The organism is Catenovulum sp. SX2 (assembly GCF_052056295.1).
In the GTDB taxonomy this organism is placed as follows: Bacteria; Pseudomonadota; Gammaproteobacteria; order Enterobacterales; family Alteromonadaceae; genus Catenovulum.
The window spans coordinates 2,010,858-2,034,662 of sequence record NZ_CP182493.1; the positions used below are offsets into that span (position 1 = coordinate 2,010,858).

Below are 23,805 nucleotides of genomic sequence, written 5' to 3' on the forward strand. Positions count from 1 at the left end.
AGATGAATATGAATATCTTAAAAAACAAAATGCAACGCCGTGATTTTTTACGCACTATGGCAAAAGCTGGTCTTACGACCGCTTTTGCAAGCCAATTTGCTTTTTCATCCAAAGCCTTCGCGGCTGCGGGTGACGCTAAGCGTTTTATCATGGTGTTTTATCCAAATGGCTGTGTGCGAGATAAGTGGCATAGTTATACTACTGGGCCGCTGAATGCTAATAGCTTTGATACCAGCCCGCTGGCGCCTCTTGGCAAACATTGGGACAAAATGTTACCCATTAAAAACTTAACCTTAGCTGGCCATGGTGGTAGCACTGGCCACCCAGAAGCTTGTAAAGGTGTATTTTCAGGTGGTATGCAAGGTGCAACCACCTTTGACGTCAGCATTGGAGAAAGTTTAGGTGGTCAACTAACCAATAATATGCACGTTGGCTGTTTTTCTTCGAAAGTTCTTGGGGTCGATTACATGCCGTTTACTGATAAAAATGGCACCAAGATCAACGTTGGCGATAATCCACAGTTAATTTACGACAACTTATTAGCAGATGTTGTAACAGGCGATCCTGACGATGTGCCACCAGAAACTTTGCGCCGTCGTCGTGTATTAGAGTCATTGCATGAAAACTTAGACTTGCTTCAAGCAAACAACTTGAATGTGAAACAGCAAGGTAAATTAATGCAGCACGAAGAAGCATTAAATTATTACCAAAACTTGCTCAATAATAGTTTGAATGTAGGCAATGGTACGTACTCTCGTCCAAACATAGGTATGACAGGTAACGATGCGGATGCTGAATTAATTGCTCAAGCACAAATGCGTAATATAGCTATGGCGTTTGAAGCAAATGTAACCCGTACTGCGACCTTCCAGTTTATGGGGGCTCAGGATGAATCGGTAAAAATTAATTTTGAATCGATTAGGCATTTAATGGGCGAATACGGCATCGAGCCAAAACTTACGTGGGATCACACTCGAAGTCATGTAAGTTCACATAATGAGTCTGATTTATTTAATACTCAAACCTTGTGGTTCAACTTGATGGTAAGCCAACTGATGGACGAACTTGCAGCACGCCCTGACAACGCTTATGGCGGCACCTTACTCGACAATACGTTAATTTTAGTCATGTCTGAAGTGGGTGGTGGCAATCACCAAATGGAAAACCCAGGTATTTATGTTGCTGGCGGCGCAGGCGGTGCTATTCGCACTGGCAATGCAATTGATGCTGGCGGCGCGGGTATGTCGAATTTGTATTGGGATATATCTAACGCCTTTGGTTTAGGTTGGGGGAATTATGGCAATAGCTTTGGGGGTATAAACGGCTTCCAAGTTTAGTTCATTCTTGCGCAGAGCTAAGCTGAGTGAAAACTCAGCATAGTTTGTTTTTTAAAGCCGCCTATTGAAAAATAAGCGGCTTTTTTTGTTTTGATAGCTAGTACCTAGTCGATGATGAATTTGAGACTTCAATCGCTTCACTCCAAACGGTCACTTAAACATAAGGTGAATGGGGTAATTCTCACAAAAACGCTTTAAACTCATCCTTGAGCCGCTCGCAGAAGATATCCCTATCTTCTGAAGTTTTGCTCGAATCACGCCCCTTCACCTTATTAACATTTTTATCGCGGTAGGAAGATTAGCGATACAAATGCTAGATTAAAGCCTACTTGAATGCACACTCGCCAAGCACCAACTCACTTTAACTTCGGGGCAAACAGGCTGGTAATCCCCAATCAAACTCATTTATCGCTATAAAAACAGCAGCGACTACATTGCCTGATTGAAGCCTGTTTGAATGCTGATTTTCTAAAACTTCAAAAGATATGGGCGAATCAAAACCGAAGCACCGCTTCGCAGTTTGATGAGGTGGAGCCACGGAAGGCGACAGGGCCTGACCTTCATGGATGAATAGCCTACTCAAGATTTGCATGTATTTCGAAAAAGCGTTTTTAGAAAATTACGCTTCAAATCTGAGCGATCCCCAGAAATTTAAAGCAGCTCATAACCAACACCGTCACTACAAATTTGAAGTTGCCGGATAGCAAGCAGGCAACTTCTAATTTTAAAAACAAATCGCTGATCGGCTGCTACTCTTCGGCCAATAAAAGCCAGAGATAAGACAGTGTCACTTTTTATAGAATTAGCTTGGTATTGCCGGTGCTTATTTTCGAGTTTTGCCATCATTCCAAAAATCATCAATACCCAGTGCGCCAGCGTGGTTAGAAAGATTAGAATGGATAACCTTTTTAGGTGAGTCGTTTTATTGTATTCAAAACCCAATCCAAAACGTCGACTTTTCATATCCCTAAATCCCTCTTCAATTTGCATCCGCATTCTGTATATTTTTACCACCCGCTTGGCTAATTGATTACCTTGAGGTAACGAAGTTGCTAGTACCCAAGGCTCTCTCGCTGAGCGGCGATTATTCATTGCGGTTGTGGTTCTTAGCAGTTGACCTCGACGATTGTACGAGTGTCGGCCTTTATTATCTTGTTTATAAACGACAAGCTGGCAGTGTAGTGGGTCATACCTAGGCATTTGCACTGAAAATGATTTAGGACAAGATGTTGCTTTTGCATGCAATGTGCTGACACATTGCCAGTTATCAACACCTGTTGCATACAAATTAGGAATACGAGCTCGCCCAACGAAATCCCATCCCATTGTGAGCACACTACGAAACCATGGCGCTTTAAACCCAGCATCAGTAACGATTATTGGTTTGCAATCTAGGGGCAGTAGTTCAGCCAATTTAAATAAAAACTTGGTGTGGGTGTTACGCTTTTCTTTAGTTTTCGCGTCATGAACTTCTTCATAAACACATAACCCTCTGCCATGCGAAGCAAGTGTGGCACGTATTAAAAAATGTCGGCGATATTCGTCTAAATCAGACCAATCAACTAAGATAATTGGTCTCTTGCAATTACCGACGGTAAAATTGGCTAAAGCTTGATACACAGAAAACGTCTCAGTGTGTAAGGTTTTGTTTGATAGTAATCGGTCTGCACGCTTTATCTTGTGTTTTTCTTTAGAGTTAGATGCTAAACCTCGACCAAGTGAAGTTACCGTTGCCGCAGAGCCTGAAATTAAACTTTGCACCGCTACAACTAAGGCATTTCTTCTATGTCCGTGCATATTTGGCGTGACAAGAGTCAATGTTTTATTCAAAATAGATTTTGCTTTCATGGTGCTCAATGATTTGTGATTTTTCGCAATTGATCAGATCACCAAGCACTATGAAAGTTCCCCAAATAACTCTCATTCCTTTGTTTTATATAAATAATTTCTGGGGATAGCTCAGGCTTCAAATAGGCTTGATTGCACAAACTCCAAGCACCAGCTCACTTTAACTTCAAAGCAAGCAGGCTACAAAAATGACAACGACGACATTGCCAGATTGGAGCCTGTTTGAATGCTGATTTTCTAAAACTTCAAAAGATATGGATATCTTTTGTGAGCGGCCAGGGACTGGCGAACAGCGTTTTTAGAAAATTATGCTTCAAATGGGCTTAGTTGCACTGCGCTGACAGCTATTTAACTCTATCCGTTAGCCACTCAGGTAAATAGACAATACAAATATTTAAGCTGCGATTATCTTCCGACAACATAGCCGACTGAATTTGAATTTTTTTGCTGTCGGCACTAAAAGTAGGATGCACATGGTCACGCGCTGTGGTTTTATGCCCAGAAGTTAACAACATCTGCTCGCCAGTTTTGCGGTCATACAAATACAAATCACGTGCAAAATCATCACCTACAGCCCAACGACCATTCGGTGAACCATGCACATGCCAAACACCACTGCCCTGTTTCGGTTGGCCAACAATATGCATTTCATTAGTGCGCAAATTAACAATGCCTAAACCCGTTGGTTTTTCGCGAGTGCCAGAAGGCCCCCAACCGTCATTAGTACCAACGTCTCTATGCCCCATCAACGCAAATGCAACTTCATCTTTGGTAATAATGGCTTCGTGAGTTACCCAGTCATAATCTGCTTCTGGGAATAAAGGGCGCGCCTCTTCACCCACTTTAACTGTCCACATACGTTGTGGTGATTTACCGCCGGTTTCCCAACTAAAAACTAACTCGCGTGAAACCCAAGGGTTAGTTTGAATATGCCCAGCTTGAAATGGCACTACTGTGACAATATCAATTTCACCGGTTTTAACATTCATACTGGCAATACCTGTTGGCCCAGCGCCCATATTGCGCAGACCAAAAGTATCACTCACTTTAGTGCCTGCAGGTAAATGTTTGGCAGCTTCTTCGCGGCCAATGCGAAAATAAATTAAATCCTCTTTTGCATCTAACGCCATGTCACCACCCGCGCCCATACTCGCAGGTACAGTGCCGACAATGCGCTGATAAACACTTTCGTTTTTTACTTGCTGTTTATTCACATCGGCAAACAACTTAGCTAAATCTACTTCAACAATTTGTTTATCAGCATCATTATTGCCATATCTCGGCTGTTTATTCGCAGCAGATGTAGCATCACGCATCACATATAACTTCATAGCCTGACGGGCATTGACTAACATACCAAAATAACCACCTTGGGTAATTTGTACTATGCGGCCATCTTGCTCATTCACCGCCATAGCTTCGCCAGCAACACGGCCAGAGCGAAATACCAACCAATTGCCATCAGCAGTCCACTGTGGATGAGTTGGATAAATTTTCGAATCACCCTTTGCTTGGGTGGTTAAAAAAGCCAGTTTGACGCCTGTTACTGGATCTGTAATCACCTTCTTTTCAGACGGAAATACTTGGCCGATTTCGGCCTGAACAACAAAACTAGCCAACAAACTAATAGTTACAAAAAATATACGAACAAATTGCATACGCTTCACACAAAACCATTTATAATCACATTCAATCAATTTACATCATTTAATATCTAAACAAAAGATCAATAGGTAAATTATTAATTTGATACTCGTGGTAAAATGCTGTTATTTCCAGCAAACAAGAATTGGCGAATGCAAAAAATTAATACCTTATTATTCGACTTGGATGGTACTTTAGTCGATAGTGCCCCCGACCTAGCCGCGGCAGTAAACAAAACGCTCGCAGTATTACAACGCGACACTTTTGACGAACAACAAATTCGCACTTGGGTTGGCAATGGCGCAAAAGTATTAATTGAACGCGCCTTATCCGGCAGCCAACAAATAGATCCAGAATTAGACAGTGCGCTTGCAAACGATGCATTGGGCTTGTTCTTAAAACATTATCAACAAGACGTTTGTGTGTATTCAAAGTTGTATGCTGGCGTTGCTGAAACGCTTCAGCTACTTAAAGAAGCTGGTTTTACTCTAGCTATTGTCACCAATAAACCAGAAAAGTTTATTCAGCCAATTTTAGACAAATTACAAATTGCCGAGTTCTTTTGTGCAAGCCTAGGTGGTGATAGTTTGCCGGAGAAAAAACCCTCACCGCAACCACTATTGTATATGTGCCAGCAGCTCAATGTTGCAGTGGCAAACACTTTAATGATTGGCGATTCACACAATGATATTCTGGCTGCGAAAGCAGCTAATATGCAGAGTATTGGTCTGACCTATGGGTATAACTATGGTGAAGATATTAATAAACACCAACCAGATTGGGTGTTTGATGATTTTGCCGATATTGCGAAGCTGCTGATAAACAACAAATAAGTTGATATCACTTATATCACTAACCAGAACCCAAGATAACGAATGAGATTAGCTCGCAAAAGTGCGAGCTAATTTGATCTTGGTTTAGCTAAACATTGTCACTGCGACACAAGGCCATCAATACGCGGATAAAATCTTTCACTGAAGATATAGACGCGGTTTCTTCCATGGTGTGATAACCAGTTGTTGGGATTTGGATAGTCGTGCCGGTTACCTTGCCGTTTGACGCACTGATAATACGTCCAAGCTCAGTACTACCATAGGATTGCTGCTCACCACCCACTTGCGCCGCTTCTTCGTTTTTCAAACGCACGTATTCGTCTTTAAAAATAACGCTAATGCCCAGCTCACTACAAATAGTTGCAACTCTTTCAGTTGCGCCTTTGGCAAATTCAGCGTTGGCATCTTTATTCCGTAAAACCAGTTGTTGTTCATCTGCTGTGGTTCTATCTGGAAATGGCGAAGTATCAACCACATATAACTGATTATTCTGCGCGCCGAAACGACGGAACCACTCAAGCAAATAGCGCCAACTTTTACCTGCTTCTTCTTGCGCAGTAAAAAATACCGTACCTTGAAAACCTAAGCTGAATAAATGCACCAATACAGCTGCGGAAATAACGTTATCTAGCTGAGCAGATAGGTAGTTTTCATTAATTGCTAATTTGTCTGAAAACGCCACAGGTGTACCGGCAACTAAGTGCTCTAATCCTTCAACTTCAAAAATTAAGTTATTTCTGTGTTCGCAAGTATAACTGCCTTTGATCACCCCAGCGCCGCGGTACGCGCCTGACCAAGGTTCATATGCATACACAGGTGTTTGGGTAAAACGCCCAGCAACTTTTTTAACTAAAGCTTCAGATACTGAGTTGCCTAACAAGTCTGAACGACTGCCAGCGACAAAGGCGGCAAATTGGAACTCATTTGGACCTGTACACACCAAACCATGACGGTCGATATGCGCAGAAAAGTAACCGGATTGCGGCTTATTGCCTTGTGCAACTAACAAGCCTTCGTACCAAGTTACTTTGGCACCACGGCTTTCTAATTCGCGTTGTAAAACGCGGTAAAACGCATGTTCAGAACCGACCACACAAGGTTCGCGAACAAGTATCTTTAACAGGTCAATAAAATCGGCAAAATGTAGGTTCATATGGGCAACCTCGGCAGTCAAAAGTTAACTGCCTTATACGCTTTTTAGCTGTAATTACAATTGTTTTTTCAGCTTAGCCTAAGTTTATTGCAACAGCATGCGTAGGCTAATAAAAATCAATAAAACTGCAAAAGCGCGCTTCAATTGTGCAGAGCTAAGCTTACCACCCAATTTCGCTCCTATAGGGGCAAATATAATCGTCAGTGGGATCAAGAGCAAAAACGCAGGTAGACTAATTAAGCCTATGTTGCCAATAGGCGCATCTGCAGGTGTTACCCCTAAACTAGCCAGAGTAACAACCCCAGGAAGGGCAATGAGCAAACCAAAAACAGCAGCCGTGCCAACCGCTTTGTGCGCTTGTACGTTAAACAAAGTTAACAAAGGCACACCTATGGTTCCGCCGCCGATACCTATCATTACCGAAAAACCACCGACCACACTGGCTAATATTGACTGAATAAAACGATTAGGCAAAGTTGGAAAAGGTGCTGGGGCATTAGCGCGCAGTAGCATGTTGAGTGCAACAGCTAAAGCGATACAAGCAAACATCACAGTTAAAATTTGCCCTTGAGTGTAACTTGCCAACACACTGCCAACAATGGCAAAAACCACAATAAAACCAGACCACAATTTTAAGATCTGCACATCTATATTGCCCTTTTTGTAATGTGCTCGAATTGATGAAATAGACGTTGGTACTATAGTCGCCAGCGACGTCGCCATAGCAATGGCCATAGCTGAGTCGGTGCCAACATCAAAGCCTTGCAATAAAAAATACAAAATCGGCACTATGATGATACCGCCACCAACACCAAACAATCCGGCCAACAAGCCGGCAAAAACACCAGTGGCGATTAAAGCCAATAAAATATCGAGTGATTGCATTAACTCGCTCATTTAAATTTCCTGTAGATATTCCAATAAATAATTAAACTTGTTTACTTAGAGCCAAACCGTCACTTCGTGGATCTGTCGCAGCCAACACAGCGGCTTGATCAGCAAATGCTACTATTGCGCCGGCATGACCCATCATTTCGTTATTTTCACTCACAGCTTGCCAATCGTGTTTGCGCTCAGATAAACCATCAGCCAATTGAGCGGCCAAGGGTTGTTCTATTTTAAGATTGCTAGATTGTTCGCCCCAAGTTCTGCCTAATAACCATCTAGGTTGGCTGATTGCATCCGCTAAGTTACAGCCACGCCAAGCATAGCGGCTGAATATCGCGGCTTGAGTTTGTGGTTGGCCTTCTCCGCCCATGCTGCCGTATACCATGCGGCGTCCATCGGCAAACTTTGCTAAAGCTGGATTTAATGTGTGCGCTGGTTTTTTATTTGGCTGCAAACAATTGATGTGCTGAGGATCTAAATTAAAACTACAACCACGATTGTTCCAAACAAAGCCGGCATCTGAAATGGCCACACCACTGCCAAATTCCCAATAAATACTTTGGATAAAACTGACCATTTGCCCTTGTGCATCTGTTGCGCCCATCCACACAGTATCACCAGGCTCACATACAAATGGCCAAGATTGAGCTTGGTGTAAAGCAATATTCTGTGCCATCTGGTTAATCAGCTGATTAGATAAAGCCTGCTGATATATTTGAGCCAATTCACTCGGGTCTGCCCAAATCTTGTCTCTAAAATTAAAACTCTGTTTACTTGCTTCAACAATCGCATGCAGCCAATCTAACTCACTGTGCAATTGCTCTTGTAACTGTTCAACTACAGCCAAAATTTGTAACGAATGCACGCCTTGGGTCGGTGCGGGTAAATTAAATAATCGAGCAATTTTTAACTCAACAGACAAAGGGTTAACCAAAGTAGCTTGGGTGTGCTGCATGTCTTTTAGCGTTAATGGGCTACCAGCAGCCTGTAAGCTTTTAACTATACATTCCGCCAACTCACCTTGATAAAAACAATCTAATCCGTGTTTTGCCATCAAAGTGAAGGCATCAGCCAACTGCGGATTTTTAAAGCTTTGACCAAGCTGTAATAGACGGCCATCCGCTTCGTATAAATTTTTAAAAGATTGATTTCGCTCTGGCACTTGCGAGAGCTTTAATGCCGCGGCCTGCAAACTTTCAGTTACGCTAAAACCTTTGTTGGCCCAATCTATCGCCCGCGCTAAAATTCGGCTAAGCGGAAGTTTTGCCGATTTATCTTGCTTAAGTGCTAACGCCCAACCTCTAACAGTAGCAGCTTGAGTTAAAACACTTTTGCCACCTCGCTGCGCTATGCTGGTATCCGAGCTGATCGCTGCTAAATTGCCTGCGCTTTTACCGCAAGCATCAATGCCTATGGGTTGGCCGGCAAGAGGATCATCAATCAACCAAAAACCATCACCACCAAGTGAATTCATATGCGGATAGACAACAGAGATAACAGCTGCCGCCGCCACCATAGCTTCAACTGCAGTTCCGCCTAATTCGAGTATTTCCATACCCGCTTCGGTCGCAGCCCAGTGCGGCGCAGTGAAGGCAATATTTTTAACCTTGGATTTCATACTAATACTGCTCCCACTGCATACTTGCGCTAATACTTTCAACCAAATTTAGCAAAGTTAAGTCATGGCCATGACCCATCAGTAGCGAAAAGCCATAAGGAATAAATTTGCCTTGATGACTTGGCTGGCGAACATTTAACGGTAGGTGAACTTGGCAACTGCCGCTAAGACCTGCAAGACAAGTCAGCTTTAGTGTTTGCGCCCGAACTTTTTCATCATTTGTGCCAATTTTAGGCGCATAGGTCGGGGACGTGGGTAAATACAAAGCTTGGCGACCGCTTTTAAGCTGCGGGGCTAAATATTTGCGCAGTCCTTGTTGAACATGCCGCGCTAAGCTTTCATCTTCTGCCGTGTAGCTGCTTGCTAATTCAAGTCTGTGCTGAATGTTAGCGGCAAAACTAGGTTTGCTTGAGTCAATCCAAGCTTGGTGCTCTTTAACTATTGCTCTGCCTTGTAAAACTCTGAAGGCATTGGCAGCTTGCTCAATTATATTTTTTGGCAACTCCAGCGGCACAACCTTAGCGAAGTGCGCAGTTACCTGCTGCAAATTATCAATTAAATGCGATTTAAATTGCTCATCGACCAAATTGATTAGTTCATAACAAACTAACAGTGTATCCACCTGCTGAATAGGTCGCTTGGGCAACAAGACTTCACCGACCTTTTTCAACAAGCTAGCCTGATTACACAGCCAACCGACAGTATCAAATTCTGGTGCTAAACCAATCAAACCTTGGCGTGAGACTAAATTATGCGAAGTCCTGATGCCATAAAGCCCGCAGTAACTGGCAGGAATGCGAATTGAGCCACCTGTGTCTGTGCCTAACCCAATATCAGCCAGTTGCCGAGCAACAGCTGCTGCACTGCCCATGCTTGAACCACCACAAACATGCCCTGGTAATTTGGGATTATCCGCACAGCCATAATGAATATTGTTGCCCTCTAAGCTATAGGCAATTTCATCCGTATGAGTAAAACCAGAAAATACGCAGCCTGCTTGCATTAATTGTTCAAGCGCAGTGGCTGTTGTATTTGCCTCTTGGTGGCTTGTGTACCAAACCGGATTGCCGGCGGAGTTTTTATACCCCTCTAGCTTGAATAAATCTTTAACCGCTAAAGTGTTACCAGCTAAAACACCATTATTGGTGTATTGCCAATGTTTGGGCCCCTGCTGACAAAAAATTCCAATGTACTCTTGCTGTAACATTTATAGGCTCCCATTACTGTACATAAGTGAGTTTGCACTCACCAGCACACCATTCTCATCGGCATAGAGCCAGTCACCCGGCTTAACCACAACATCTAACATTTCAACTGGGCGATCTAGTTCACCCAAACCGCGCTTGTTGGTTGAAGCTGGTACTTGCCCCAAAGCTAAAATACCCAGTGGCATATTTCGCAGCAGTTCAACATCACGTACACAGCCGTTAACAACTATGCCTTGCCAGTTATTTTTAATTGCCAACTCGGCCAGTTGGTCTCCCAAAAATGCAAATTTTTTCGAAGCAAAAGCGTTTATCAGTAAAACTTTGCCTAAACCCTCTTGCTCAAGTATCTTTAACACATAGGAATTGTCGTCAGGGCAATTTACAGTAGTCACTTGCCCAGCGAACATGCGTTTGTTGCCATAGTGCTGTAATCCATAACTCATTACTTTGACTATTTGCTGATTTTCATCAAATAGATCTGGTGTCGAGAAGTCTTTCATAAATACCCTCAATAGTTAACGGATAAATTGCTAGCAATATTGCTAGCACCAATTTGGTGATTTATCTAAGTGCAGTTTCCCCAAAACAAGGCAATACTTGCTAACAAAATTAGAAAACTGCTCTGTTGTTTTAGCAATTAACACGCTTGTTCTGTTCAAGCTTGATTAATACTTGGTTCGAGTATCCACTCGGCACTATCATTCCATACATCCATGCGCACAATTATGCCGTCTTTCACTTCAAATCTATCTAGATATCTATTGCCTGAAAAACTTCTCCCGTCTGGCCATTCACCGTATAAAGTACCATTAGAGTAAACGACAACTGCGTCACCAATATCAACACAGTGATATGATTCAATTGACTTTTTCACCCATTTATACCGAGATGAATTAAAACTAGTGATGGCTTGTGCATTGGCCATTTTGCGTTTGCCGGTAAAGGTAATTTTTACATCGTCGCTCATAAAAGTCGCCGCTAACACAGGATCAGGTTTCATTGAGGCGTCTAAGAAATCACTGACAATTTTTTCTGCTGTTTCGAGTTTATTCATCAAAAAATACTCCAATTTATTAAGTGTACTCATAATTGAGTTGCTCATTTTGCTAGCAAAATAAAAGCTTAAAACATGCCAAAAATAAAACAGGCACAAATAATGCTAGCACATTAAATCAGATTGCTAGCAATATTAAAATGTAAATTTTGCAGTGATCTGAGATAACAAGTGAAACTACCAACGGCGGTTACAACTACTGCAAGTCAACGAAGGCTGTGCAATTACTTCACGAGTTAATTTTATAGACACATTATTTTTGGAAGATAATTATGAAAAACAAACTCCTAGCAACAGCTATTGGTAGTGCTCTGTTATTTAGTACAAGTGCATTCGCAGAAATGAAATGGAGTAGCTACCGCTTAAGCTACATTCAAGCCGACAAATACCAGGTAGGCGACAATTCCCGTGAAGTGTTAACCGTTGAACACGCGAGTGGACACAATTGGGGAGATAATTTTTTCTTTAGCGATCACTTAATGTTTTCAGATGGCACTGTCAGTAACTACTTTGAACTATCTCCGCGCTTGAGCCTATCTTATCTATCCGGTGCAGACCTGAGTTTTGGGCCAGTTAAGGATGTTTACTTGACGTCAACTTGGGAGGGCGGCGATACCTTCGACAACTTCTTATACGGTGTCAGCATGGGCTTAAAAGTACCAGGCTTTAAATACTTTAACGTCAGTCTTTACAAAGCAAACAATGATAAATGGCAAGACGACGAGCAAGTTACTTTGACTTGGGCACTACCGAGCACAATTGCTGGCCAAGAATTTTTATGGGATGGCTTTTTAGACTACTCAACTTCGTCAGAAGGCCGCGAAGCAGAAATGAACTTTACCTCGCAATTAAAGTGGAACATTAGCCCTTTGTTGGGCATATCTAGCCAGTTATATGTCGGTATTGAATATGCGTATTGGACAAATAAATTCGGCAAAAAAGACGTTAATGAACGCAATCCCGGCTTATTGGTGAAATGGCACTTTTAATCCAGTTAAGTTAAATCACGTATTTACCGCTCAGCATGCATGGCACTATAGTTGCTTGATGAGCTAACAGAATATAAATTCATTGCTAGCAGATGGAGAACCAAATGCTTAAATTTTTTGTGAAAAAATCATTCAAAACAATTGCAACAGCCGTAACTTTTGGCGCACTTAGCTTTAGCGCCTGTGCACAAGAAACGATCAAAATAGGCTTAGTTGCTGCCTTATCTGGCCAATCAGCAAAATCTGGTGAAGCTATTACTCGTGGTATTTCCGTTGCAATAGACGAAATAAATGCCAACGGAGGGGTGTTAGGTCGACCGTTAGAATTAATTCGCCGTGACGACGAGAGCAATCCATCAAAAGGATTGCTAGCAGCTAGAGAATTAATTCAAAAAGAAAAAGTCGCCGCATTATTTGGTGGGTTAGACACACCTGTGTCACTGGCGATAGTGCCATTGGTCAACTCATTAAAAGTTCCTTTTATTGGAGCTTGGGCAGCTGGTACGCCAATTACTCGCAACGGTGCCAAAGACAATTATGTGTTTAGGGTTTCTGCGGTAGATGAGTTGGTAGATGAAGCCTTAGTTAACTACGCGATAAACAATTATCAAATGCGCAAACCTGGGATGATTTTAATTAATAATCCTTGGGGTGAGTCTAACGAAATTGGCTTTAAAAAAGCACTGAAAAAACGCGGTATTGCTTATACCGGTATTGAGCGCATCGAATCGAGTGATCTAGACGTTGTACCTCAATTAACTCGCTTAAAAAATCAGGGCACGGACGTATTGTTAATGGTGGCCAATGTTGCGCCGTCAGCCCAAGTGGTTAAGTCGCTTGATCGCATGGGATGGGATGTGCCAATTGTTTCGCATTGGGGTCCAGCTGGTGGGCGTTTTGGTGAACTTGCCGGTGCCAATGCACATAAAGTTCACTTCATTCAAACTTACACCTTTACCGATGAAAACTCACCTAAAGGGGAACAAGTCTGGAACGCACTGAAAAACAAATACCCTGAAATTAAAACCATTGCCGATGTAACCCCAGCAGTTGGTATCTCTAACGCCTATGATGCTATGCACTTAACTGCATTAGCGATAAGCAAAGCCGGTAGCACTAAAGGTAAAAAAGTGCGCAATGCGTTTTACCAAATCGACAACTATGAAGGGTTAATTAAAACCTACCAATTCCCTTTCACAAAAGATGAACATGATGCGCTTGGACCGAACGACTATGTGTTTACTCAGTTCGTTGATAACAAAATCGTTCCTATCAAGTAGTACTTGGTTTTAATAACTAAATCTTAGCTAATCCATTTTTGGATTAGCTTAGGAGTTAATTTTATGATTACAGCAGCGATCATCTCTGGCTTAGGCTTAGGCAGCATGTATGCTTTGCTAGCTCTAGGTTTTCAAATTACTTACACAGTGTCTAAAACCGTTAATTTTGCACAAGGCAGTGCAATGATGTTAGGCGCAGTCCTGTGTTACACATTTTCAATTACCTATGGTTTACATTGGTTTTTAGCTGTACTACTGAGCATCACTATCTGTGCTTTATACGGTTTGGCAATAGAAAGATTTCTCGTACGTCCTTTTCACCAAAGAGGCTCTGAAGCTTGGCTGATGGCAACTGTCGCAGGTGGCATTTTAGTCGATAATTTAGTGCTATTTACCTTTGGCAAAGAGCCCAGACAGTTTAGCTCAGAATTTGCGACGCAAAACTTAGAGTTTTTCGGCAGTGGCGTTTACACCCAACAGTTGATAATTCCGCTGGTTGGTTTGGCGATAGCTTTGGTGTTAGTTGCAATCAAAAAATACACTAAATTAGGCAAAATCCTCTCGGCAACTGTACAAAACCCAAATTCAGCACGCTTAATGGGCATACCTGTTTTGCATGTAGTTGCAATTGCCTACGCAATATCTGCCGTTTTAGCCTGTATCGCAGGTATGTTGATCGCCCCGCTGTTTAGTGTGCATTCTGATATGGGTACGCTCTTTGGTTTAAAAGCCTTTGCTGTAGCCATACTTGGTGGTATCACCAGTGCCAGTGGCGTATTTACCGCAGGTTTAATCTTTGGTGTAACCGAAGCATTAGTTACGGTTTATTTAGGTTCGGCATTTACCCAAATCGTCACCTTTTCTCTTGTCATTATCGCTTTAGCAATTAGACCAAACGGCCTATTTGAAAAAGCCACTCTTGTGAAGGTTTAAATATGCGCAACAATCCCCTTGTATATTCTATTATCAGCATACTCGCGCTTATTGGTTGTACTTTGTCATTTGCGCTAGACAGCTACTCTGTGTTGGTTTTCACCTTGTGTTTAAGTAGCGCCATAGTAGGTGTTGGCCTAAATATTTTAATGGGTCTGAGTGGACAAATTTCATTTGGGCATATCGCGTTTTACGCCATAGGCGCTTACGTTTCAGCCTTGTTATTAATAGCAGGTGTGCCTCTGAGCTTAAGCATTATTGTTGCTGGCTTGGCTTGTGCTGCTATCGGCGCTTTGTTGGCCATTCCAGCTATCCGAGTGAATGGCCCATATTTGGCTATGATCACCATCGCTTTTGCTTTTGTCGTTCATCATGGATTGATGGAATGGAAAGACCTAACCGGCGGGGCAAACGGCTTAATGGGCATACCTATGCCAGAAAGTGATACTATCAGTAGCGAAGTATTACTCGCGTTATTGTCTACTATTATCTTGACCGCCTGTTTAATTTTTTATCACTTATTACATTCAAGTGGTTGGGGTAAAGCAATTAGAGCGGTAAAAGCATCTGAAATTGCGGCTAAGTCTATTGGCTTTAATCCAGTGCAAACCAAAACACTCGCTTTTGCTTTGTCTGCGCTGTTAACTGGCTTAGCCGGTGCAATTATTCCACCACTTGTTATGTTTATCAGCCCAAGTACCTTTCCGTTTTTCCAGTCGATTTTATTTGTATTAACCGTAATTATTGGTGGAACAGCAACTTTATTCGGCCCGCTATTTGGTGCTGTTGTTGTGGTATTAACCCCAGAGTTTTTGTCACCATTAGCTGAATATCGCCTGCTGATATTTGCAGTCTTGTTGCTTTGTATCCTGTGGATAGCACCCAAAGGCATCTTAGGTTCAATTCAAAGTAAATTTCAAAAAACCAAAGTGTCGTTACCACCTAAATCAACTAATCGCCATTTATTGGCTAAATTTTTTGACCGCGTACAAAATGAGTTTTCACAACTCTCGGTTAATGATATTGGAATTCGTTTTGGTGGAGTTCAAGCGGCAAAAGACATCAGCTTTAACGCAAACTTAGGCGAAGTGACCAGCATAATAGGCCCGAATGGTGCAGGCAAAACCACAGTGTTGAATATGATCAGTGGTTTTTACACGCCAGATAGCGGCACAATTCAGTTGGCTGAAGCGCTTGAAGGTAAAAATGCATGGCAAATATCTAGAGCAGGTATTGCGCGTACTTATCAAACGACTCAATTGTTTGGTGATATGACTGTACTTGAGAATTTGTTGGCTGCTATGCAAAACGGTCATATCGGCCACCCACTGTTGTCACAAGATGGCAGTAATAGCGAATTGGCAATGAATCTACTGTCTTTTGTTGGCTTTAAAGGCAATGTCAATATTAAAGCTGAACAGCTAGCGCATGTGGATAAACGTTTAGTGGAAATAGCCCGCGCATTAGCAACTCGCCCTTGGGTTTTATTATTAGACGAGCCTGCTGCAGGTTTAAGCCGCCACGACACAGACAAAATGGCCGAGCTCATTCAACAAATTGCCAAGTTTGGCATTGCCGTTATTCTGGTAGAACATGACATGCCATTAGTCATGCATGTTTCCGATAAGATATTAGTGTTAGATGCTGGTAAACCTATTGCCTTAGACACGCCGGAAAAAATCCGTGTAAAACCCGAAGTTATTAACGCATATTTAGGCTGTACTGACTACCAAGCGCCCCCAAGAAGCATCCCCTGGGATGGCAGCCGTGATGCGACTCTTTTCGTAAAAAATTTAACTGTCGACTATGGTGCAGCGCCGGTACTTGAAGACGTCAACTTTGTCGTTAATCCTGGTGAACTTGTCGCTATTTTAGGGGCTAATGGCGCAGGTAAAAGCAGCATATTAACCTCGCTCGCTGGTTTGCACCCTTGCAGTAAAGGCGAAATTGTTTTTAACAATCAGAGCATAGAGCAATTAAATGCCAGTGATATCGCTAAACTTGGGTTAGCACTGGTGCCTGAAGGCCGACAATTATTTGCAGAGCTTTCGGTGCGTGACAACATACTATTGGGCGCCTACTCGCGCTTAGATACTGTTGATGAAGAACAGGAACTAGAAAGCATATTAGCCAGATTCCCGCGTTTGCGCGACCGAATAGATAGCCAAGCAGGTTTGCTATCGGGCGGCGAACAACAAATGGTTGCAGTCGGCAGAGGATTAATGGCAAAACCTAAAGTATTGTTGTTGGATGAACCTTCATTGGGTTTAGCCCCAGCTATGATAGCCGAACTCTATGATGCGTTGGCTGAACTGCGCGATGAAGGCGTGACCATTTTATTGGTTGACCAAATGGCAAATTTAGCCCTACAGGTAGCAGATAGAGCTTATATATTAGAAACCGGCCAGATCACCAAACAAGGTAAAGCAGCTGAGTTACTGGCAGATCCCGATTTGGAAGCGGCTTATTTAGGAGAAACTGCATGAGTAGACTGATCCTAAAAAACGCCAAACTACAAAACAGTCAGCAGGCAGTCGATTTATTTGTCGAGAATGGCTTTTTTGTTGAACAATTCCTGAATAACGAAGAACTCGCAGAAGTCATCGACCTTGAGGGTAAAATGGTTATTCCAGGTTTAATAGAAACTCACATTCACTTGGATAAAGCCTGCATTATGCAACGCTGCAACTTAACCCAAGGCACTTTGCACGAAGCGATAGAGTTAACCTCTCAGGCTAAAAGCCAGTTTAGTTATGATGATATCTATCAACGTGGAGCCAAGGTAATTGAGCAAGCAATCAAACGCGGTACATCTTATATGCGCACCCATGTTGAGCTCGACCCTCAAATTGGTTTAACTAGCTTTAATGCAATTAAACAACTCAAACAAGATTATGCTTGGGCCATAACCATTGAGATATGCGTATTTCCACAAGAAGGATTGTGTAATAACCCAGGTACGGAACAACTGCTGATTAACGCGTTGGAGCAAAATGCCGATGTATTAGGTGGTTGTCCTTACACTGATTCAGATCCAAAGCGGCAAATTCAGCGACTGTTTGAACTCGCACTCAGATTTGATGTCGACCTAGACTTTCATCTCGACTTTGATTTAGAGCCACAAGAGATGATGCTCCATCAAGTGATTCGCTATACTGAATTGTTCTCATGGCAACATCGCGTCACTGTTGGCCATGTCACTAAATTATCTGCGATACCGCCGGACGAATTAGTGAAAATAGGCCAGCGCTTGGCTGAAGCCGGTGTACAAGTAACTAGCTTGCCGAGTACAGATTTGTTTTTAACTGCACGGCATATTCAACACAATAAACCTAGAGGTGTTGCACCTTTACTGCCACTGCATCAGCAAGGTGTGACTTGCTCCATTTCAACCAACAACATATGTAATCCCTTTACCCCGTATGGTGATGCATCTCTTGTCCGCCAAGCCAATTTGTACGCCAACGTTCAGCAACTCGCAGCAAATTCGGAACTGCTGGATTGTTTAACTTGGATCACTACACAATCGGCCAAACTGCTTAGGTTGAAAAACTATGGCCTTACGCCCGGCTGTTATGCAGATTTTCTGGTCTTAAATGTGGATTCTGCTCAGCAAATAATTGCAGAAATACACGAGCCACTATTTGGCTATAAACGCGGTATAAAAACCTTTGAGAGGAATGAAACTCGCTTACTTAAAGCAGGGTAGTTGGCAAATACAGAGCTTGTCGGCAAGCCACGACCAGCTCTGTTTTATAATCCTTGGAAAATTTGTCTAAGGTCTAACTCTTCATCATCAGGTTCATCTAATACCAACTGAGCTTCTAATTCATCCAAATGCGCTAGCATTACACTAACAGCTGTGGCCTGATCCCCTTTTTTTAGTGCTTCCAATACTTGCTGGTGTTCATCTGATGCGCAAGAAGGCACATCGTTTCTTTGATAAAGCGCGACAATAAGTGAGCTTCGAACCATTAAGTTTTCGAAAATATCATGCAAAACTGAGTTTTGGCATATTTCCGATAACATTCTATGATACTCACTGAGTTCATGGACAATTAAACGCCTATCATTGCCCGAAGTTGCTTTGCGCTCAGCGCGCATGTGCGCATCAATTCGCTTTTTATTTTTTGCGATTATCTCAGGGGTAATATTTTCAATGATACCGCGCTCTATCACGCGGCGAGTGGCAAATATTTCTTTGGCTTCTTGCGCGCTAGGTTTGGCAACCATAGCGCCTTTGTTTGGTTCAATATCGACTATTTTTCGCAGGGCTAATCGCTGAATAGCTGCCTGTACGTGATTGCGATTCGCTTTTAAAGAATCAACAATCTGCGCTTCAACAAGGCGCTGACCTGGTTTTAACCTATGCTGAGCAATCGCTTTGGATATAGTATCCATAATGCGCTGAATTTCTTGTTGCTTTGTGCTCGCCGAAAGCTGAACCATCTATGTTTCCTTGCCCAATATTATTACAGTAACACCGACTAAATGGCTATTCTAGCAAAGCGAACCTAGTTATGAAAACTACCCTGCTCCTTAAAACTTTTCAATTGCAAAGATAATATTAGATCGCCGAATAGTGTCTGCTTGATTTTAACAAAATAAACTTGTCTTCAAGTTGAGTTAAACCTTTTTTACAAACTTAGCAGTGACAAACATGTCGGCCGCGCCGCTAATTTTACAATCTAGCTGATGATCAGCTTTATCATGAATACGGCGAATAACTGCTTTAGTGCCAATTTTCAGTACTTGTGAACTACCTTTTATTTTAAGGTCTTTAACAAAAGTGACTTTATCACCTTCAGCCAACACGGCACCATTGGCATCACAAATGTTCAACTCATTTGCCGCTGCTGCGTCTTCAGCATTCCACTCATGTGCACATTCGGGGCAGATAAATAAAGATTGGTCTTGATAAACAAATTCAGATTGGCAATGTGGGCAAGGAGGACAACTCATAATTACAATTTAGCTAGATTTAACAGTGATAAACACATTGTACAATAATTCCTTCTAAGTATGTCACATGCGCTTATTCTTAAACGCAACAGGATAACTGAGCAAAAAAGTCGCAAATTTGGTAAAAATTAAATACAGAGATACACTTAGGTGATATGTATATATTTTAGGCAATAACAAGTGACAAAAAAATTAACTATATTGGTTCGAGTTGAACCCGGTTGTTTAGGCCCAACAGGCAAAGATTATGTTGAAGACTTCTGCGCTTTTGCCAACCCTGTTTTCAGCCGCATTCGACAACAAGCGCTAGATTGGCAGCTAGTACCTAGGTACGACAAATCATTGGATGAAGTAGAGTTACAACTAGAGGGACGTAAGTTATCTAACGAACAAGCTGAAAAATATTTATCTTTGTTAGATACATCACTTTCTGAAATATCTGAGGATATTGGCAATAAACTAAGTATTTGTATTGACAAGTTTTTTGAGGCGAACTAGAAAGTTAAAAGCTGCCGCACTAGCAGCAGCTTTTAATATGCAGAACTTACTTCTTATATGCAGCCAATGCAGCTTTAACTTGTTCTTTCGACGTACCACCTTTAGCAACACGTTTTTCTAAACAAGCTTCAATTGTTAGATGTTGGTATACATCATCTTCAATTACATCACTGAAAGTTTTTAATTCAGCAATTGCTAAATCTTCTAATGGTTTATTAGCAGCAATTGCACCAACCACAGCACGGCCAACTATATGGTGCGCTTCGCGGAATGGTATGCCTTTGGCAACTAAGTAGTCAGCCAATTCGGTTGCATTTGAGTAACCTTGTTGCGCAGCTTGATAAGTGCGCTCTTTGTTTACTTTAATGCTTTCGATACACAAAATGGCCATTTTTAAACAAATGCTCCAAGTGTCTACTGTATCGAATAAACCTTCTTTGTCCTCTTGCATATCTTTGTTGTATGCCAAAGGTAAGGCTTTCATAGTAACCATCATGCCAGTTAATGAACCAACCACACGACCCGCTTTACCACGGATAAGCTCCATAGCATCTGGGTTTTTCTTTTGTGGCATTAACGATGAGCCAGAAGTTACTTCGTCGCCCATTTCTAAGAAACCAGCTTCACCTGTATTGTAGAAGATAATGTCTTCCGCCATACGAGATAAATGCACAGATGAAATAGACGCAACTGATAATAACTCTAATACATGGTCACGATCAGATACTGAATCTAAGCTGTTACGTGTTGCACGGGCAAAACCTAAATCTTGCGCTAAAGCTTCACGGTCAATTGCGTATGCAGTACCTGCTAATGCGCCACAACCTAATGGTGATGCATTCATTAGCTCTAAAGCATTGGTCAAACGCTGTTTGTCGCGCTCGAACATTTCTACATAAGCTAAACACCAGTGTGCAAAAGTCACTGGCTGTGCACGTTGTAAATGGGTATAACCCGGTAATACAGTGTCTTGCTCACGCTCTGCTAAAGTCACTAACGCGTCAATTAACGCAGCTAATAATTCAGCTAACTCTTCACCTTGTTTACGACACCAAAGTTTTAAGTCGGTTGCTACTTGGTCATTACGGCTACGACCTGTGTGCAATTTTTTACCTAAATCGCCAACAGCATCAATTAATTTGCCTTCAACCCAGCTGTGAATATCTTCAGCGTCAGACTGCAAAATAACTTTTGGATCAGCTTGTACTTCTGCTAATAATGCATTAAGTGCAGCTTCTAACTTTTGCTGTTCATCAGCAGTCAGTACGTTAACCGAAGCTAACGCACGTGACCAAGCGACCGAACCAATAATGTCTTGTTCAGCCATACGGTAATCTACTGGCAAAGAGTCGTTAAACTCTTTAAATAAATCACTTGTTTGACCGGTAAAACGGCCGCCCCAAAGTCCCATTATTTACCTGCCTTTTTCTCTAGTTCGTTTAACGCTTTAATACGGCTAGATAAGCTGAATAATCGGATGAAACCTTCTGCATCTTTTTGGTTGTAAACTTCGTCTTCACCAAAAGTTGAGAATTCTTCATTGTACAAGCTGTTTGGTGTACGACGTTGAATAACTGTTGCGTGACCTTTGTATAAACGCACAACGATATCACCAGTAATTTCTTCGGCAAAAGAAGCACCCGCAGCTAATAATGATTTAGCCAATTGAGTGAACCAACGGCCATCATAAATTACGTGAGAGAACTCTAAACCAACTTGCTCACGGAATTTAAGCGCGTTTTTATCTAAAATCATGCACTCAAGCGCTTTGTACGCTTTCATTAATACAGTACCGCCAGGTGTTTCGTAACAACCACGAGACTTCATACCAACTAAACGGTTTTCAACTATATCAATACGACCAACACCGTGTGCTGCTGCTTTTTTGTTTAAGTACATTAAAGCGTTATAAGGTGATAATTCTTGGCCATCTACAGCTACTAATTCACCTTTATCGAAAGAAAGTTGGACAGTTTCAGACTCGTCAGGTGCATCCATAGGATCAACTGTCATAGTCCAAATGCCTTTTGACGGCTCGTTCCATGGATCTTCAATTTCACCACCTTCGTGTGAAATGTGCCATGCGTTTGCGTCGCGGCTGTAGATTTTAGTTAATGAAGCTGAACACGGAATGTTGCGCTCTGCTAAGTAGTTTAATAGGTCTTCACGTGAACGCATAGACCACTCACGCCATGGCGCGATTACTTTTAAGTGTGGTGCTAATGCAGCAAAACAAGACTCAAAACGTACTTGGTCATTACCTTTACCAGTACAACCATGACATACAGCGTCAGCACCTACTTTTAACGCAACTTCAACGTGCGCTTTAGCAATTACTGGGCGCGCCATAGACGTACCTAATAAGTATTCACCTTCGTATACTGCACCAGTTTTAACGATTGGATATATGTATTCTTTTACAAATTCTTCTTTCAAATCAACTACGTGACACTCAGTTGCACCAGAAGCAATTGCTTTTTCTTGAATACCAACTAACTCTTCTTCGCCTTGTCCAACATCAGCACAGAAAGCAACAACTTCACAACCTGGGTAAGTTTCTTTTAACCATGGAATGATAGCCGAAGTATCTAAGCCACCGCTGTAGGCTAATACAACCTTTTTAATATCTGACATTTAAATATGCTCCTACTTGGACAATAGCGTCATTAAAACCGCATTTTGCGCATGCATACGGTTTTCTGCCTGCTGAATTAACAACGAACCTTCACCGTCAACCACTTCATCAGTTGCTTCGATACCTCGATAAACTGGTTGGCAGTGCATAAAGTATTTTGCACCTGTTTTTGCCATTAAAGCGGCATTTGTTTGGTAAGGTGCAAAGATTTTTTGTATATCTTCAAGCGACTTCGAGTCGCCCATAGAAATCCATGTATCATTGTAGATGGCTTCTACGCCATTGGCTAAATCAACGTCGTGGCTAATGCTAATTTTGCCACCGTTTTCTTCTGCCAACTTCTGCGCCAACTGAATGATATTAGCGTCTGCTGAGTAACCTAGTGGGGTGATCACTCGTACATCAACACCTAAAATAGCACCAGCTAACATAAGCGAATGCGCTACATTATTACCGTCACCAATATAAGCAATAGACGCACCTTCTAATGAACCGCCTCTTACTTCATATAAAGTTTGGTAATCCGCCATTGCTTGGCAAGGGTGATATAAATTACATAATGAGTTGATCACTGGAACATTGGCGTGTTTTGCCATTTCAACTAAAGTGCCGTGTTCAAATACACGTGCAACAATAGCATCCACCCAACAGGATAAGTTCAGTGCAAAATCTTTAACTGACTCACGTTTACCTAATTGACCGTTTTGTTGGTCTAAATAAACCGCGTGACCGCCCATTTTAGCTATACCTACGTCAAAACTGACACGTGTACGCAGTGACGGTTTTTCGTAAATAGTTGCAATGCTTTTACCCGCTAATACTTGGCTATACTTAGCTGGGTTTTGTTTAAAATCGACTGCTAGCTTAATAATTTCAAGCAATTGCTCTTTGCTATAGTCTTGTACGCTAAGAAAGTTTTGCAAGA

General features: G+C 42.0%; 21 protein-coding genes. 8 read left to right on the forward strand and 13 right to left on the reverse strand.

The window, feature by feature from the left end; translation table 11 throughout:
• Positions 1-8: 8 nt before the first annotated feature.
• The gene (locus tag ACMZOO_RS08415) at positions 9-1,337 is read left to right on the forward strand and encodes a DUF1552 domain-containing protein (RefSeq protein ID WP_440906241.1); all 1,329 of its coding nucleotides are present in this window, start codon (positions 9-11) and stop codon (positions 1,335-1,337) included.
• A gap of 651 nt (positions 1,338-1,988) precedes the next feature.
• On the opposite strand, the gene ACMZOO_RS08420 is transcribed toward ACMZOO_RS08415, so the two are convergent.
• Both ACMZOO_RS08420 and ACMZOO_RS08425 read right to left on the reverse strand, forming a co-directional pair.
• Positions 1,989-3,185 carry an IS4 family transposase gene (locus ACMZOO_RS08420; RefSeq protein ID WP_440903923.1) on the reverse strand — a complete coding sequence of 399 codons (1,197 nt, stop codon included), beginning with the start codon at positions 3,183-3,185 and terminating at the stop codon, positions 1,989-1,991.
• A 344-nt stretch (positions 3,186-3,529) separates the two neighbouring features.
• A complete protein-coding gene (locus ACMZOO_RS08425; RefSeq protein ID WP_440906293.1) occupies positions 3,530-4,843 on the reverse strand; it encodes a hypothetical protein in 1,314 nt (437 codons plus the stop codon).
• A 138-nt stretch (positions 4,844-4,981) separates the two neighbouring features.
• Here ACMZOO_RS08425 and ACMZOO_RS08430 point away from each other — a divergent pair, with 138 nt between their 5' ends.
• Positions 4,982-5,662 carry a phosphoglycolate phosphatase gene (locus ACMZOO_RS08430; protein ID WP_440906243.1) on the forward strand — a complete coding sequence of 227 codons (681 nt, stop codon included), beginning with the start codon at positions 4,982-4,984 and terminating at the stop codon, positions 5,660-5,662.
• Between the two features lie 88 nt (positions 5,663-5,750).
• Here the strand turns inward: ACMZOO_RS08430 and ACMZOO_RS08435 are convergent, their stop codons facing one another.
• The 6 genes from ACMZOO_RS08435 to ACMZOO_RS08460 all read right to left on the reverse strand — a co-directional run bounded on the left by ACMZOO_RS08435 (position 5,751) and on the right by ACMZOO_RS08460 (position 11,583).
• Positions 5,751-6,815, reverse strand: a complete 1,065-nt coding sequence (locus ACMZOO_RS08435; protein WP_440906245.1) for a peptidase M42 — start codon at positions 6,813-6,815, stop codon at positions 5,751-5,753.
• A gap of 84 nt (positions 6,816-6,899) precedes the next feature.
• Complete coding sequence (locus ACMZOO_RS08440; protein ID WP_440906246.1) at positions 6,900-7,712, reverse strand: sulfite exporter TauE/SafE family protein; 813 nt, start codon at positions 7,710-7,712, stop codon at positions 6,900-6,902.
• A gap of 31 nt (positions 7,713-7,743) precedes the next feature.
• Positions 7,744-9,321 (reverse strand): gamma-glutamyltransferase family protein, encoded by a 1,578-nt coding sequence (locus ACMZOO_RS08445; RefSeq protein ID WP_440906247.1) that lies wholly within the window; start codon positions 9,319-9,321, stop codon positions 7,744-7,746.
• Position 9,322: 1 nt separating this feature from the next.
• Positions 9,323-10,528 (reverse strand): amidase family protein, encoded by a 1,206-nt coding sequence (locus ACMZOO_RS08450; RefSeq protein WP_440906248.1) that lies wholly within the window; start codon positions 10,526-10,528, stop codon positions 9,323-9,325.
• Positions 10,529-11,029: a putative 4-hydroxy-4-methyl-2-oxoglutarate aldolase gene (locus ACMZOO_RS08455; protein ID WP_440906249.1), complete on the reverse strand. Its 501-nt coding sequence runs from the start codon at positions 11,027-11,029 to the stop codon at positions 10,529-10,531.
• A 155-nt stretch (positions 11,030-11,184) separates the two neighbouring features.
• On the reverse strand, positions 11,185-11,583 hold the full coding sequence (locus ACMZOO_RS08460) for a nuclear transport factor 2 family protein (RefSeq protein ID WP_440906250.1): 399 nt from the start codon (positions 11,581-11,583) through the stop codon (positions 11,185-11,187).
• Between the two features lie 272 nt (positions 11,584-11,855).
• Here ACMZOO_RS08460 and ACMZOO_RS08465 point away from each other — a divergent pair, with 272 nt between their 5' ends.
• From ACMZOO_RS08465 to ACMZOO_RS08485, 5 genes are all read left to right on the forward strand, one after another.
• On the forward strand, positions 11,856-12,572 hold the full coding sequence (locus ACMZOO_RS08465; RefSeq protein ID WP_440906251.1) for an outer membrane protein OmpK: 717 nt from the start codon (positions 11,856-11,858) through the stop codon (positions 12,570-12,572).
• A 104-nt stretch (positions 12,573-12,676) separates the two neighbouring features.
• Positions 12,677-13,852 (forward strand): ABC transporter substrate-binding protein, encoded by a 1,176-nt coding sequence (locus ACMZOO_RS08470; RefSeq protein ID WP_440906252.1) that lies wholly within the window; start codon positions 12,677-12,679, stop codon positions 13,850-13,852.
• Between the two features lie 63 nt (positions 13,853-13,915).
• Positions 13,916-14,785, forward strand: a complete 870-nt coding sequence (locus ACMZOO_RS08475) for a branched-chain amino acid ABC transporter permease (RefSeq protein WP_440906253.1) — start codon at positions 13,916-13,918, stop codon at positions 14,783-14,785.
• A gap of 2 nt (positions 14,786-14,787) precedes the next feature.
• Positions 14,788-17,271: a branched-chain amino acid ABC transporter ATP-binding protein/permease gene (locus ACMZOO_RS08480; RefSeq protein ID WP_440906254.1), complete on the forward strand. Its 2,484-nt coding sequence runs from the start codon at positions 14,788-14,790 to the stop codon at positions 17,269-17,271.
• On the forward strand, positions 17,268-18,494 hold the full coding sequence (locus ACMZOO_RS08485; RefSeq protein ID WP_440906255.1) for an amidohydrolase family protein: 1,227 nt from the start codon (positions 17,268-17,270) through the stop codon (positions 18,492-18,494). The genes ACMZOO_RS08480 and ACMZOO_RS08485 overlap by 4 nt, the downstream gene beginning before the upstream one ends.
• A 44-nt stretch (positions 18,495-18,538) precedes the next feature.
• Here the strand turns inward: ACMZOO_RS08485 and ACMZOO_RS08490 are convergent, their stop codons facing one another.
• Complete coding sequence (locus ACMZOO_RS08490) at positions 18,539-19,234, reverse strand: GntR family transcriptional regulator (protein WP_440906256.1); 696 nt, start codon at positions 19,232-19,234, stop codon at positions 18,539-18,541.
• A 177-nt stretch (positions 19,235-19,411) separates the two neighbouring features.
• On the reverse strand, positions 19,412-19,747 hold the full coding sequence (locus ACMZOO_RS08495; protein WP_440906257.1) for a zinc ribbon domain-containing protein YjdM: 336 nt from the start codon (positions 19,745-19,747) through the stop codon (positions 19,412-19,414).
• Positions 19,748-19,927: 180 nt separating this feature from the next.
• On the opposite strand from ACMZOO_RS08495, the gene ACMZOO_RS08500 reads away from it, so the two are divergent.
• Positions 19,928-20,245 (forward strand): hypothetical protein, encoded by a 318-nt coding sequence (locus ACMZOO_RS08500; RefSeq protein WP_440906258.1) that lies wholly within the window; start codon positions 19,928-19,930, stop codon positions 20,243-20,245.
• 46 nt (positions 20,246-20,291) lie between these two features.
• Here ACMZOO_RS08500 and argH read toward each other — a convergent pair whose 3' ends face one another.
• From argH to ACMZOO_RS08515, 3 genes are read right to left on the reverse strand one after another with little or no spacing between them, the layout of a single operon-like run.
• Positions 20,292-21,656, reverse strand: coding sequence for an argininosuccinate lyase (gene argH, locus ACMZOO_RS08505; protein WP_440906259.1), 1,365 nt, complete (start codon positions 21,654-21,656; stop codon positions 20,292-20,294).
• A complete protein-coding gene (locus ACMZOO_RS08510) occupies positions 21,656-22,879 on the reverse strand; it encodes an argininosuccinate synthase (RefSeq protein WP_440906260.1) in 1,224 nt (407 codons plus the stop codon). The genes argH and ACMZOO_RS08510 overlap by 1 nt, the downstream gene beginning before the upstream one ends.
• A gap of 12 nt (positions 22,880-22,891) precedes the next feature.
• The gene (locus ACMZOO_RS08515; protein WP_016954543.1) at positions 22,892-23,803 is read right to left on the reverse strand and encodes an ornithine carbamoyltransferase; all 912 of its coding nucleotides are present in this window, start codon (positions 23,801-23,803) and stop codon (positions 22,892-22,894) included.
• Positions 23,804-23,805: the final 2 nt, after the last annotated feature.

Bases quoted from the DNA above. Each gene is read 5' to 3' on its own strand.
- ACMZOO_RS08510 (WP_440906260.1), bottom strand. From the start codon at position 22,879: ATGTCAGATATTAAAAAGGTTGTATTAGCCTACAGCGGTGGCTTAGAT.
- ACMZOO_RS08440 (WP_440906246.1), bottom strand. From the start codon at position 7,712: ATGAGCGAGTTAATGCAATCACTCGATATTTTATTGGCTTTAATCGCC.
- ACMZOO_RS08475 (WP_440906253.1), top strand. From the start codon at position 13,916: ATGATTACAGCAGCGATCATCTCTGGCTTAGGCTTAGGCAGCATGTAT.
- ACMZOO_RS08465 (WP_440906251.1), top strand. From the start codon at position 11,856: ATGAAAAACAAACTCCTAGCAACAGCTATTGGTAGTGCTCTGTTATTT.
- ACMZOO_RS08445 (WP_440906247.1), bottom strand. From the start codon at position 9,321: ATGAAATCCAAGGTTAAAAATATTGCCTTCACTGCGCCGCACTGGGCT.
- ACMZOO_RS08455 (WP_440906249.1), bottom strand. From the start codon at position 11,029: ATGAAAGACTTCTCGACACCAGATCTATTTGATGAAAATCAGCAAATA.
- ACMZOO_RS08495 (WP_440906257.1), bottom strand. From the start codon at position 19,747: ATGAGTTGTCCTCCTTGCCCACATTGCCAATCTGAATTTGTTTATCAA.
- ACMZOO_RS08460 (WP_440906250.1), bottom strand. From the start codon at position 11,583: ATGAATAAACTCGAAACAGCAGAAAAAATTGTCAGTGATTTCTTAGAC.
- ACMZOO_RS08435 (WP_440906245.1), bottom strand. From the start codon at position 6,815: ATGAACCTACATTTTGCCGATTTTATTGACCTGTTAAAGATACTTGTT.
- ACMZOO_RS08420 (WP_440903923.1), bottom strand. From the start codon at position 3,185: ATGAAAGCAAAATCTATTTTGAATAAAACATTGACTCTTGTCACGCCA.
- ACMZOO_RS08485 (WP_440906255.1), top strand. From the start codon at position 17,268: ATGAGTAGACTGATCCTAAAAAACGCCAAACTACAAAACAGTCAGCAG.
- ACMZOO_RS08415 (WP_440906241.1), top strand. From the start codon at position 9: ATGAATATCTTAAAAAACAAAATGCAACGCCGTGATTTTTTACGCACT.
- ACMZOO_RS08470 (WP_440906252.1), top strand. From the start codon at position 12,677: ATGCTTAAATTTTTTGTGAAAAAATCATTCAAAACAATTGCAACAGCC.
- ACMZOO_RS08425 (WP_440906293.1), bottom strand. From the start codon at position 4,843: ATGCAATTTGTTCGTATATTTTTTGTAACTATTAGTTTGTTGGCTAGT.
- ACMZOO_RS08450 (WP_440906248.1), bottom strand. From the start codon at position 10,528: ATGTTACAGCAAGAGTACATTGGAATTTTTTGTCAGCAGGGGCCCAAA.
- ACMZOO_RS08490 (WP_440906256.1), bottom strand. From the start codon at position 19,234: ATGGTTCAGCTTTCGGCGAGCACAAAGCAACAAGAAATTCAGCGCATT.
- ACMZOO_RS08480 (WP_440906254.1), top strand. From the start codon at position 14,788: ATGCGCAACAATCCCCTTGTATATTCTATTATCAGCATACTCGCGCTT.
- argH (WP_440906259.1), bottom strand. From the start codon at position 21,656: ATGGGACTTTGGGGCGGCCGTTTTACCGGTCAAACAAGTGATTTATTT.
- ACMZOO_RS08430 (WP_440906243.1), top strand. From the start codon at position 4,982: ATGCAAAAAATTAATACCTTATTATTCGACTTGGATGGTACTTTAGTC.